Source organism: Bacillus sp. AY3-1 (assembly GCF_008368785.1).
Taxonomy (GTDB): domain Bacteria; phylum Bacillota; class Bacilli; order Bacillales; family Bacillaceae_G; genus Bacillus_A; species Bacillus_A wiedmannii.
In genome coordinates, this window is sequence record NZ_QORZ01000016.1 from 246,227 (window position 1) to 258,949 (window position 12,723).

General features: G+C 35.3%; 11 protein-coding genes. 8 read left to right on the forward strand and 3 right to left on the reverse strand.

Annotated elements, in window-relative coordinates:
• Positions 1-61: 61 nt before the first annotated feature.
• The 3 genes from DN389_RS12510 (at position 62) to DN389_RS12525 (ending at position 2,474) form a co-directional block, all read left to right on the forward strand.
• Positions 62-508: a MarR family winged helix-turn-helix transcriptional regulator gene (locus DN389_RS12510; protein ID WP_149237198.1), complete on the forward strand. Its 447-nt coding sequence runs from the start codon at positions 62-64 to the stop codon at positions 506-508.
• 32 nt (positions 509-540) lie between these two features.
• On the forward strand, positions 541-1,485 hold the full coding sequence (locus DN389_RS12515; protein ID WP_088081578.1) for an acetyl-CoA carboxylase carboxyltransferase subunit alpha: 945 nt from the start codon (positions 541-543) through the stop codon (positions 1,483-1,485).
• Between the two features lie 329 nt (positions 1,486-1,814).
• On the forward strand, positions 1,815-2,474 hold the full coding sequence (locus DN389_RS12525) for a protein kinase family protein (protein ID WP_149237199.1): 660 nt from the start codon (positions 1,815-1,817) through the stop codon (positions 2,472-2,474).
• A gap of 284 nt (positions 2,475-2,758) precedes the next feature.
• On the opposite strand, the gene DN389_RS12530 is transcribed toward DN389_RS12525, so the two are convergent.
• Positions 2,759-3,136 (reverse strand): hypothetical protein, encoded by a 378-nt coding sequence (locus DN389_RS12530; RefSeq protein WP_088122573.1) that lies wholly within the window; start codon positions 3,134-3,136, stop codon positions 2,759-2,761.
• Positions 3,137-3,239: 103 nt separating this feature from the next.
• Positions 3,240-3,596, reverse strand: coding sequence for a hypothetical protein (locus tag DN389_RS12535; protein WP_097858688.1), 357 nt, complete (start codon positions 3,594-3,596; stop codon positions 3,240-3,242).
• Between the two features lie 370 nt (positions 3,597-3,966).
• Here DN389_RS12535 and DN389_RS28430 point away from each other — a divergent pair, with 370 nt between their 5' ends.
• On the forward strand, positions 3,967-4,128 hold the full coding sequence (locus DN389_RS28430) for a hypothetical protein (RefSeq protein ID WP_033691926.1): 162 nt from the start codon (positions 3,967-3,969) through the stop codon (positions 4,126-4,128).
• Between the two features lie 265 nt (positions 4,129-4,393).
• Positions 4,394-4,780, forward strand: coding sequence for a DUF1259 domain-containing protein (locus tag DN389_RS12540; RefSeq protein WP_097858734.1), 387 nt, complete (start codon positions 4,394-4,396; stop codon positions 4,778-4,780).
• A gap of 342 nt (positions 4,781-5,122) precedes the next feature.
• On the opposite strand, the gene DN389_RS12545 is transcribed toward DN389_RS12540, so the two are convergent.
• Positions 5,123-5,725: a hypothetical protein gene (locus DN389_RS12545; protein WP_097889858.1), complete on the reverse strand. Its 603-nt coding sequence runs from the start codon at positions 5,723-5,725 to the stop codon at positions 5,123-5,125.
• Between the two features lie 473 nt (positions 5,726-6,198).
• Between DN389_RS12545 and DN389_RS12550 the strand changes: the two genes are divergently transcribed.
• From DN389_RS12550 to DN389_RS12565, 3 genes are all read left to right on the forward strand, one after another.
• Complete coding sequence (locus tag DN389_RS12550) at positions 6,199-7,677, forward strand: DHA2 family efflux MFS transporter permease subunit (protein WP_088081581.1); 1,479 nt, start codon at positions 6,199-6,201, stop codon at positions 7,675-7,677.
• Between the two features lie 495 nt (positions 7,678-8,172).
• Positions 8,173-11,370 carry a bifunctional P-450/NADPH--P450 reductase gene (gene cypD / locus DN389_RS12555; protein ID WP_149237200.1) on the forward strand — a complete coding sequence of 1,066 codons (3,198 nt, stop codon included), beginning with the start codon at positions 8,173-8,175 and terminating at the stop codon, positions 11,368-11,370.
• An 830-nt stretch (positions 11,371-12,200) separates the two neighbouring features.
• The gene (locus DN389_RS12565; protein ID WP_149237201.1) at positions 12,201-12,707 is read left to right on the forward strand and encodes a GNAT family N-acetyltransferase; all 507 of its coding nucleotides are present in this window, start codon (positions 12,201-12,203) and stop codon (positions 12,705-12,707) included.
• Positions 12,708-12,723 lie beyond the last annotated feature (16 nt).

Consider the following 12,723-nt stretch of genomic DNA (forward strand, 5'->3'; position numbering starts at 1 on the left):
AAACATATTCATGTATAATGCAATTGATGTATGATACATTAGTTGTAGGAGGGTGACCTTTTTGAAAAGAGAAGATGCTTTAAAACTAAGAACAGATATTAGGAAAATGATTATAATAACTGGGGTTTTTGAATCTCAAAATTTGCCCAATGGACCATTTGAAAAACCTTTACCAACTTCTCAAATGATGGCGTTAGAGGAACTAGAGGTGGAAAAATTAACTGTTTGGCAACTATCCAATAAACTTAGATTAGAGACTTCAACTGTAAGTAGATTGGTAGATAAGTTAGTAAAAAAGGGGCTTATTTATCGTGAAGTAAATGAAAAAAATAGAAGAGAACTTTTTCTGCACCTCACAGAAAAAGGTCACATAACTGTTAATTGCTTAAGAGAGCAATCCATTACATTTTATCAAAGTATTCTCAATAATTTATCAGAATCAGAACAAAAAATAGTTGTGGATGGTTTTGAATTATTTATTGATTCTATTTCTAAGCCTTTTGATTAGAGTGAGGTAAATCATAACATTTGGAGGGTAAAATGAGTTTGGATTTTGAACGTCCTATTATAGAATTAAAAGAGAAATTTGATGAATTAAAGAAAATTATGAAAGAAAATAATGTAGATTTATCGCCAGAAATTCATGTATTAGAAAAACGTTTAAATAAAATGCAAGATAAAATTTATTCTAATATTACACCTTTTCAACGAGTTCAAATTGCAAGGCTACGTAACCGGCCCACGACATTGGACTATATACCTTTATTGTTTACAAACTTTCTCGAACTTCATGGTGATCGATTATATGGTGATGATAAAGCAATGATAGGTGGTATTGCAAAATTTAAAGGGATGCCCGTTACGGTTATTGGTCATCAAAGAGGTAGAAATACAAAGGAAAGTATAGAAAGAAATTTTGGAATGGCACATCCAGAAGGTTATAGAAAAGCGCTAAGACTTATGAAACAAGCTGATAAATTTAATCGCCCTATTATTACATTTATTGATACAATAGGCGCCTATCCAGGGAAAGGGTCTGAAGAACGTGGAATTTCTGAAGCGATAGCTCGAAATCTATTTGAAATGGCTACACTTAAAGTGCCAATTGTTTGTATTGTAATTGGAGAGGCATCAAGTGGTGGAGCTCTTGGCATTAGTGTCGGTAACCATATCCATATGTTAGAGTATTCATGGTACTCGGTAATTTCGCCAGAAGGAGCAGCATCTATCCTATGGAAGGACGCTAAGTATGCTCCAGAAGCTGCTGAACATATGAAAATTTCAGCAAAAGATTTAAAACATTTAGGAATTATTGATGAAATCATTCCTGAAATTAAGGGTGGAGCACAAAATGATATAAAATCACAGGCAAAAATGATTGAATCTGTAATCGAATCATCTCTAAAAAAATTGATACTATCATCCTCGGAAGAGCTTATACAACAGCGATATGAAAAGTATAGACAAATAGAGAATTATAAATGAAAGTATTTAAAGTCCGTATTACATTTCGGAGGATTATCACAAAAAAATTCTAAATATTTTGTAAGTAACCTCTTGAACTGGGATATGCTGATACTATTACTCTACAAAAGATGTGTGATCGATATGGAAAAGGAAAATTTGTTCAAATGGAAGCATTATCACATACCCATCAACTTAAGAAATTGATTGTTCCCCAAAACGAAAAAATGAGCTGAATTCTCATAAATAACTGTAAAAAGGTGAAAATTTCGTTATGGGGGGGGTATCTCAAAAGCTTAGGTTGATGGCAATGGGGTGGGCCCCCTTTTAGCAAAACCGGAGTGGAAATGATGAGTATAAACAGTTTTGTGAGATTGATAAAGGACGAATTATTAAAAGAGGTAAGCATTAGAAGTGAGGATGAATTCGAGCCTGTAATAGTTAAAGATATTCCTAGACTTTGGCAGTGTTTAGGAATAGGTAATTATGCCGCAGTATTTATGCATCAAGAATACAAAGATTGGGTAGTGAAAGTTTACGCGCGAGAAGGAGAAGGAATTGAAAAAGAGTCAGAAGTATACCGAAGAATTGGAAACCATCCTTCTTATTCGAAGCTTATATATAAAGGAGAAAATTTCATAGTATTGAAACGTTTAAAAGAAATTACCTTATACGATGCTATTCATAAGGGCATTAAAATTCCTAAGCAGGTGATCTTTGATATCAATGAAGCTTTAGAGTATGCAAGAGAACAAGGATTAACTCCTTGTGACGTTCACGGGAAAAATGTGATGATGGAAAACGGAAGAGGATATGTAGTCGATGTATCTGATTTCTTAAAAACAAAAGAAGATAGTAAGTGGAGAGACATAGAAAAGGCATATTTTACAATTTATTTGCCCTTCATTTATAAATTCCCTTCCCCTATTAAAATACCGTATTTTATGTTAAACATTGTTAGACGTTCGTATAGAAAATATAAGCAGTTTAAAAAGAAATTTAAATGGTAAAAGGACCACATACTTATCTATAGGTTAGATAAGTGAACCACTAGTAAACAAAAGGACCGTACATTTTAGATATATCTAATATGTACGGTCCTAATTTTATAACTTTATGAAGTAATCAGTAAGCTTTACATTTTCTTTTTCACGCAATTACTTATTTTCTTCCTCAAACCCTCTATTCTTTTTCTTGTTTATTTCGCAAGAATTGATGCGTTATTTGAGCTCTGTTTGGTTATACAGTGTGGTTTTACTACTCCGGATTCTATTTGCCACACTCTTGAAGTTAATTATATTTTTCGACGTACTAAATAAAAAGCTAAGGACCCCATAATTACAGGTGCAACGAAATCAAAGAAATGGGAAAAATTAAAAGGAAAAAGCAAAAGAAATGGTATAAGTGTATAGATAACTGCTTGTCCTATAAATACAGGGATTCCAAATTGAAATTCTCTACATCGCTTGATTTTCCTGTATAACACTTCCCCGATTAGACAAGCTATAAGAGCTGGTATACTACCATAAGTGAAGATCGTTTTAATGAATCCTAATACAACGTTCGGGTGAATAAAGCTAGGATGAGAAATATATGAAATCAAGAACCATCCAAAAATAAAAGCAAACAGACTTGCAGCATAACAAATTACAAATTTTATCAACGTAATCATCCTCACAGTTTTCTAATATTAACTCCATTGTATGACATGAAATCCTATTATTGGTAGCGAGAAAAAAGCGAATCCCTACTCTAAAAAGTATCCACTCATCCTTCTATACTTGTTTTATTTTCTTTGCTCTAGCAAACTTCCAAAAAGCTGCAAGTAGTATGAGCAGCGGTATTCCCTGAATAAAGAGAAATCCTCCCAAAAAATAAAGTGCACGACTAACTAGAGGAGGAGCTGTTGCCGACTCACCCGCGAAATAAGCCCCATAATTAGCCGCTACACCTGCATAATCAGCTATCCCACCTATAAGAAAAGCCGCTGGAATTATGATTAAATTTATCCCTAAACAGATCATTATTGAAGATAGGTTTTTAGCCTTAATTTTTGGTGAAACAGACAAGAAAAATAAGAATATTGCAGTGCCGTTTATAAGAAGTAGTGTTATTACAAAATAAATTCCCATAATATCCCTCCATGATTTTAATTGTACCATCAGCAAGGATAACTTTGTATAAATTTGGATGGATAAGGTCTTCATGTGAGGTTAACGTAACGTCTCATTAACAGTAGTCAATGATGCATATAATTTTCGTTTCTGCTTTCTTGTCTGATCTAGATAGCGGTGGGGTGAGTCAGAAATTGTGAAACACACTCTTAAGTTATTTAATATGAAAAAATGAAATTCTCCTTCTGTAATTTATTCAAATGACTCAATCTCCGCATCTTTTGAATGCCCTGAAAGTGCTAAACATATGCAAAATAATTAACTATCCCATGCAAGAAAGTTAGGCTAGTTAATCGCATATGTTTTATGGAAGGGGTGTGATTGAACTATGGAACGACCGAATTGGGGAATTGGAGGATTAGTATTTGTTGGCTGTATGTTTCTTGGTGGAGGAGTGGGATCTATGTTAGGTAATGCTCAAACTGGATGGCTCATAGGAATGGGTGTTGGATTTCTTGGGATGGCTTTAACGAGACTGATCAGAAAGTAATATAACGGAGATTCTTAATACCATAAGAGCTCGATACATTACAGTTAGAAGCTTTTTTTATATAGGTCTCCATACATAGATAGGATTTTCAAGTCGCAGGATGGCACCTTAGGGTGTATTTTTTATGCTTTCTAAAAATATATTACCATATAATGGAATTCGTTAGGTTCTGATAATCTTTTTTGTAATAGAATAGATTCATTACCGTTTCAGACCTTTGTATTCATTCATAACCTAATAGTAAAAGGGGGGGATGATGGAAGGTATGGCGTGTAATGATGAATTAATTTGTCAACAGTTTGCAAGAATTATTGGTGGTCAAGAAGGATTTGCCGGTGGAAAATGCGTGGCAACGATAAACCGGGATGAAATAAAGGCAACAATCTTAGGGAAACGTTTTAGGGTAACAAGTTCTTTCTCATTCGAATCAAGAGATCAAAAAACTGGACGGGCATTATGTTTAGGACGGGTAGCGCTCTTACAAAAAGAAGTCAATGGATTTGTTGCTACAATTATTAAACAAGGAATAATCGTTTCGTCTATACACAATGAGTGGTTATGTGATGATCCAAATTTAATCTACGTTAATATTGAAGACGTTGATGATCCGCTAAGCTTCGCAAGGAAAGTTAGAATAGCGTTATGTAATTAATTAACAAGTTTCTTTCGTTAAATGAGATGCTATTACATGCGGATTTTCAGTCGACTTTGGATGAACAGGAAAAAGATTCTATAAAGATTTGAATACTTTTCAAATAAATTAAAATTAAAAACCCGGTTCTTTTGTAAAGGAACCGGGTTTTTGCGTTTTGTTGGTGCTACCACACCTCTATAAAGTTATTAGATACAAGATAATAGATGTTTTTATAATTTGAAAGACGAGGAAACGAATTTGGAGGGAGTATTGAAAGCATGTTTAAGAAGATGGAATCAATGGAGAAAAGGAACTGGTTTTTAAGTCGGGGCTATGGACCTATCCTCTCGTTCTAATCCACTAAAAGAAGAACTTCCCCATACCCATTAGACTACTAAGCATTCCAATTCCATTCATAGTGCCTTTTCCTACTGTAAGTAAGTTTCCAAGCATTCCTGGCTGGCCGTAACCTCCGTTATTCCCCCATCCCATGGGACTTATCTGTCCTCCCCATCCTGGAGGGTTTCCCAAAATACCCCAGTTATTATTGGTATTAAAATTAAAAGCTTTAGCTGGTGGCGATAGTAAAGCGGCGAGATGACCTTGTGCGAACATCCCTGTATGATTGAATGGTTGAGCCCAGGGTAAGGGAGGTTTTGGGAAATTACCTGCATGGCCTGGTAATGGAGTCCAATTAGCAGGATGTCCTTGGGGCATCATCCCTGCATAATGGATTGGCTGACCTAAAGAGAAGGGAAGGGGCTCGGGATTGAAACCCGTATAGTTGGCTGGTGAATCCCAACCAAATGGATAGACTCGACAACTCCAATTCTCAGGAATCTTCACATCATTCATTCCCTCAGCTTTAGCTATTTGGGGCTGTAAATATAATGATGACATTGCAATTTGGTTATTATATTGCTCTCCATTTCCCTCTGAATTCAAATACCAATATTGGTGCATAAGTTTATTCCCCTCACTTTAAAAATGTAATGTTAGACTTAGCCTATGTAATATTCCTTTTTATGGATGGTTACATAACTAGATTTACAAGCCTGTATTTAAAGGAATAGGTGTATTGACTTGTTGATGTATCCCGCAATTTGTGGGCAATAAGACAACTCCACCTCAAAATTCAGTGAAAGCGGCTGCCTGTAAAAGCACCACTGATTAAAGTTTCACTTTATTTTAAGGGTATTTTCAATTGCTCCTTTTGTTTAATTCAGCCTAATTTAATTTCGGTTAACAAACGTGTTTATAAAGGTTTAATCAGTAAAAAAATTTTAACATTTTATGTCGAGCAAGTAGAATTGCTAAAAAGAGAATATCCATTCGAAGAGTTTGGCAAAATACTGCAAGGGTAATATATTCTCGTGCAAATATGCAAACGAGTTAAATTAATCAATGGAATTGATAATGAAGGGGCAAATAAATATATGAGTGAAACGTTACATAAAAGAAAACCACCATATGTAATGCTTGTAATCCTTTTTATTGGGGCATTTGTTTCATTTCTAAATAACTCACTTTTAAATGTAGCCTTGCCATCAATAATGAAGGATTTAGACATTAAAGATTATTCAACGATTCAGTGGCTTTCTACAGGGTATATGCTTGTAAGTGGTATATTAATTCCGGCATCAGCATTTTTAATAACCCGATTTTCCAATAGGAGCTTATTTATTACATCTATGATGATTTTTATTCTTGGTACGGCCTTAGCGGCTGTAGCACCGAACTTCGATTTATTACTTACTGGCCGGATGGTTCAAGCAGCAGGTTCTTCAGTCATGGGGCCTTTGTTAATGAATATTATGCTAGTAAGCTTTCCAAGAGAAAAAAGGGGAACAGCAATGGGGATTTTTGGATTAGTTATGATTACAGCCCCAGCAATTGGACCGACACTATCGGGGTATATTGTAGAGTATTATGACTGGCGTTTGCTGTTTGAAATGATATTACCGTTAGCAATCATTAGCTTACTGTTAGGGATTTGGAAATCGGAGAATGTCATGAGGCAAAATAAAAATGCAAAACTTGATTATCTCTCATTATTATTATCTTCTGTCGGTTTTGGCGGTCTGTTGTATGGATTCAGTTCTGCAAGTTCCGATGGTTGGACGAATAAAGTGGTCTTAACAACCTTAATCATAGGCGCTATTGCCTTAATTGCTTTCATTATCCGTCAATTAAAAATGAATGAACCTTTATTGGATTTACGTGTTTACAAGTACCCAATGTTTGCACTTGCGTCTGTAATTGCAATTGTCAATGCAGTGGCCATGTTTTCGGGTATGATTTTAACACCAGCTTATGTACAAAATGTCCGCGGTATTTCACCGCTGAGCTCTGGGCTGATGATGCTTCCAGGTGCGGTAATAATGGGAGTTATGTCACCAATTACAGGTAAACTATTTGATAAATATGGCCCTCGGATTCTTGGTATAGTAGGACTTTCTATTACAGCCGTTTCAACTTATATGCTGGCAAACCTGCAAATTGACTCTAGTCACACACATATTATTCTTATTTATACACTGCGGATGTTTGGGATGGCGATGGTGATGATGCCACTTATGACAAATGGCCTTAATCAATTGCCAACTCGCTTAAATCCGCACGGTACAGCTGTTAATAATACAGCTCAACAAGTGTCCGGTTCAATTGGTACTGCTATTCTTGTTACGATTATGAATTCTGTAACAAAAACAAAAGCTGAAAGTCTAATGTCTGAATTAGATCCAACAACCTTCACAGAAGCTACGAAGGCAATGTTAACTCAGAAGGCTTTATTATCCGGAATTCAATATTCATTCTATGTAGCGCTTGGCATGAACATTGTTGCACTACTATTAGTTTTTTTCGTGAAACGTGTAGATACAAGTGCGGAAGCTGTCGAGAGGTTAAATCGGTAGAGCAAAATAAAACTTTAGATTATAATTTCTACAAGTTTTTAATGTTTAGTTAGACTATGAAGAAATGCAAATTTCTGCTGCTAAGGCGCTGGTCTTTAAAGCTGGAAAAGAACCAGTGAAATAATTATATATAGTAAAAAGGATCTGATATTCATATCAGATCCTTTTTTATTAGCAACACAGTATACTTATTTATCTTATTTGTTTGAAGTGACATTAGAAACTACTGGTTTTCCTAATACTACAATCTTTAGCTCTCAAATTCTGATAAACATTATAATAATACGCTTCATTTTAATTTAGTATTTTTTCTGCAAGTTATACATGTAATAGCAACAAACAATTTAGATTAACAACCTTATAAGCAATATCATAATCGTGAATAGTTAGGGAAAAGATAAAATAAGGTAATCAATTACATATCTTTATCCCAGGCGATTCATTGTTTATTGAATGGGATATTTTATTTTATGTTTTTTTGAAAGGGTGTTTTTAATGGATAAAAAAGTATCTGCCATTCCTCAACCGAAAACATATGGATTGCTGGGGAATCTCCCATTAATCGATAAAGATAAACCGACCTTATCTTTTATCAAGATAGCGGAAGAGTATGGTCCTATTTTTCAAATTCAAACTTTAAGTGATACCATCATTGTCGTTTCTGGGCATGAACTGGTAGCAGAAGTCTGTGACGAAACAAGATTTGATAAAAGTATAGAGGGTGCTTTAGCGAAAGTTCGCGCCTTTGCTGGAGACGGATTATTTACAAGTGAGACTCATGAGCCTAACTGGAAAAAAGCTCATAATATTTTGATGCCTACATTCAGCCAACGAGCAATGAAAGATTATCATGCTATGATGGTCGATCTTGCCGTACAACTCGTTCAAAAATGGGCACGGCTTAATCCGAATGAAAGCGTAGATGTACCGGAGGATATGACTCGCCTTACATTGGATACAATTGGTCTATGTGGTTTTAATTATCGATTTAATAGCTTTTATCGTGAGACCCCTCATCCTTTTATTACTAGCATGAGCCGTGCTCTAGATGAGGCGATGCACCAATTACAGCGGCTGGATATAGAAGACAAAATCATGTGGAGAACGAAACGTCAATTTCAGCATGATATTCAATCTATGTTTTCCTTAGTGGATAATATTATTGCTGAACGTAAAAGTAGTGGAAATCAGGAAGAAAATGATTTACTTTCCCGTATGTTAAATGTGCAGGATCCGGAAACTGGTGAAAAATTAGATGATGAAAATATTCGTTTCCAAATTATCACTTTTTTAATAGCTGGGCATGAAACAACAAGTGGATTATTATCTTTTGCAATCTATTTTTTATTAAAGAATCCGGATAAATTGAAAAAAGCCTATGAAGAAGTAGATCGGGTTTTGACAGATCCTACTCCAACATACCAACAAGTTATGAAACTTAAGTATATACGGATGATTTTAAATGAATCGCTACGTCTATGGCCTACTGCTCCAGCATTCAGTCTCTATGCAAAAGAAGATACAGTGATTGGTGGGAAATATCCAATTAAGAAAGGAGAAGATCGTATTTCTGTTCTTATTCCACAGTTACATAGGGATAAAAACGCGTGGGGAGACAATGTGGAAGAATTCCAACCTGAACGATTTGAAGATCTGGATAAGGTTCCTCATCATGCTTATAAGCCATTTGGAAATGGTCAACGGGCATGTATCGGTATGCAGTTTGCACTTCATGAAGCTACACTCGTAATGGGAATGCTTCTTCAACATTTTGAATTCATTGATTATCAAGACTATCAGCTGGATGTAAAACAAACATTAACGTTAAAGCCTGATGATTTTAAAATTAGGATTCTACCCCGAAATCAAACTATTAGCCATACTACTGTTCTTGCGCCTATAGAAGAGAAACTGAAAAACCATGAAACCAAGCAGCAAGTTCAGAAGACTCCTTCTATTATTGGGGCCGATAATCTTTCGCTTCTTGTTCTATATGGATCGGATACAGGGGTAGCAGAAGGTATTGCCAGAGAACTAGCAGATACAGCTAGTTTAGAAGGTGTTCAAACGGAAGTGGTAGCTCTTAACGATCGAATTGGAAGTCTGCCAAAAGAAGGGGCGGTTCTTATTGTAACTTCTTCTTATAATGGAAAACCGCCAAGTAATGCAGGGCAGTTTGTGCAATGGTTGGAAGAATTAAAACCGGATGAGCTAAAAGGTGTTCAATACGCAGTTTTTGGTTGTGGAGATCATAATTGGGCTAGTACTTATCAGCGAATTCCAAGATACATTGATGAGCAAATGGCTCAAAAAGGAGCAACAAGATTTTCTACACGTGGAGAAGCGGATGCAAGTGGTGATTTCGAGGAACAGCTCGAGCAATGGAAACAAAGCATGTGGTCTGATGCGATGAAGGCATTTGGATTGGAACTTAACAAAAACATTGAGAGAGAACGCAGTACATTAAGTTTACAATTTGTTAGTCGTCTTGGAGGATCTCCTCTGGCGCGAACATATGAAGCAGTTTATGCGTCTATACTAGAAAATCGTGAACTTCAATCATCTAGCAGTGAAAGAAGCACGCGACATATTGAGATATCCTTGCCAGAAGGCGCTACGTATCAAGAAGGTGACCACCTTGGTGTGCTGCCAATTAATAGTGAGAAAAATGTCAACCGAATTTTAAAACGCTTTGGATTAAATGGGAAGGATCAAGTCATACTGAGTGCAAGTGGACGAAGTGTAAATCACATACCTTTAGACAGTCCTGTTAGTTTATTTGACCTTCTTAGTTATAGTGTAGAAGTGCAAGAAGCAGCCACTCGAGCACAAATACGAGAAATGGTGACATTCACAGCATGCCCTCCTCATAAAAAGGAATTGGAATCATTATTGGAAGAGGGAGTTTATCATGAACAAATATTAAAGAAACGTATGTCAATGTTGGATCTTCTTGAAAAGTATGAGGCTTGTGAAATCCGATTTGAACGCTTTTTAGAACTTCTTCCTGCGCTCAAACCGCGTTACTATTCTATTTCAAGCTCTCCACTCGTTGCACAGGATCGTCTGAGCATTACGGTTGGGGTTGTTAATGCACCTGCATGGAGTGGGGTAGGGACATATGAAGGAGTCGCTTCTAATTATTTAGCTCAGCGTCATAATAAAGATGAGATTATCTGTTTCATTCGAACGCCACAATCGAACTTTCAATTACCTGAAAATCCAGAAACACCAATTATCATGGTTGGACCAGGTACTGGAATTGCACCATTCCGTGGATTCTTGCAAGCGCGTCGTGTTCAAAAGCAAAAAGGTATGAACTTAGGACAAGCACATCTATATTTTGGTTGCCGTCATCCTGAAAAAGATTATCTCTATCGTACAGAACTAGAAAATGATGAAAGAGATGGATTAATCTCGTTACACACAGCTTTTTCTCGCCTGGAAGGACATCCTAAAACATATGTACAGCATTTAATAAAACAAGATAGAAGCAATTTAATTTCGCTATTAGATAATGGAGCTCATCTTTATATATGTGGTGATGGAAGTAAAATGGCTCCTGACGTAGAAGACACCCTTTGTCAAGCATATCAAGAAATTCATGAAGTAAGGGAACAAGAGGCAAGGGATTGGTTGGATTCTTTGCAAGATGAAGGGCGATATGGAAAAGATGTTTGGGCTGGAATCTAAATTCTTCTTAATTAGATAAGTACTATTTCATTCACGAACTTCTTTCGACTAAGTATAATTTTAAACAAAATAAACTGATTTATAAAAACCCTGTATTTTTTATTGAATATGGGGTTTTCTTATTTTTAAATAAAAGGGACGTATATGTTGATTCAAAATCTAATAATCTTTATGCTTTATATACACAACATGGTAGATTTGACTTAATAAAAAGAGGAAACATCAGGGAGAAGTAGACTTTAATTTAAACTCAACAAAATCTTCACACAAATCTGGGGGATATGATTTGAAAATGGGTTAAGAAAGGATTCATTTATGAATGAATGAGTAAGAAAAGCAATCCAACATTTTTATGTAAATGGAGCTGTAAATGAATATTTACTTAGGTGTGAAAATGAAATTGAATTACCTAAAGAATTAACTGTATTTATTCATAATGCAGACATTCAAACAATGCCTGTCAACATTGATGATATTTGGCCAGCAGAAAAATATGTATTCGATTTTAAACCATATAAGAATGAAGTTAATAGTAAACGAAATTAAGAATAGTTAAGAAAAAGCTATTTCCACTCTTAATTGACGCAATTTTCGAAAATATACAAATGTTAATATTTGTTATATGATATATTTGTCAAAGTACTGTTCCTGTAGTTTCTATAAAGAATCTGTCAGTAGTTTCTATAAAGAATCTGTAAGATAGTTTGTTTGTCTCGTATATTCACCTTAAACTAAAAAGAACTTGCAGAGATTCTTACAAGTTCTTTTTAGTTTAAGGGTTGAATGTGGATTTGAAATAAAGAAACGATTTTTTGAGAGGAGAAAAGTAAATGTTTATAAGAGCAGAAAGATTATTAATACGAAATTTTGAGTTCAAAGATTGGCAAGCTGTCCATGAGTATACATCAGATAGCAATGTTATGAAATACATACCCGAAGGAGTTTTTACTGAAGAAGATACAAGAAACTTTGTAAATAGAAATATGGGTGAAAATGCAGGGAGCTTTCCTGTGATACTGGTAGATGAAAATATTCTGATTGGTCATATTGTTTTTCATAAATATTTTGGTGAGCATACTTATGAGATTGGGTGGGTATTCAATCCTAAATATTTCAATAAAGGATATGCTTCTGAAGCAGCACAAGCTACATTAAAATATGGGTTTAAGGAAATGAAATTACATAGAATTATAGCTACATGTCAGCCACAAAATACCCCGTCATATCGAGTGATGGAGAAAATTGGAATGAGAAGAGAAGGATATTTCAGGAAGTGTATACCCCATGGAAATGAATGGTGGGATGAATATTATTACGCTATTTTAGAAGAAGAGTAGTGTCTCAGAACGCATT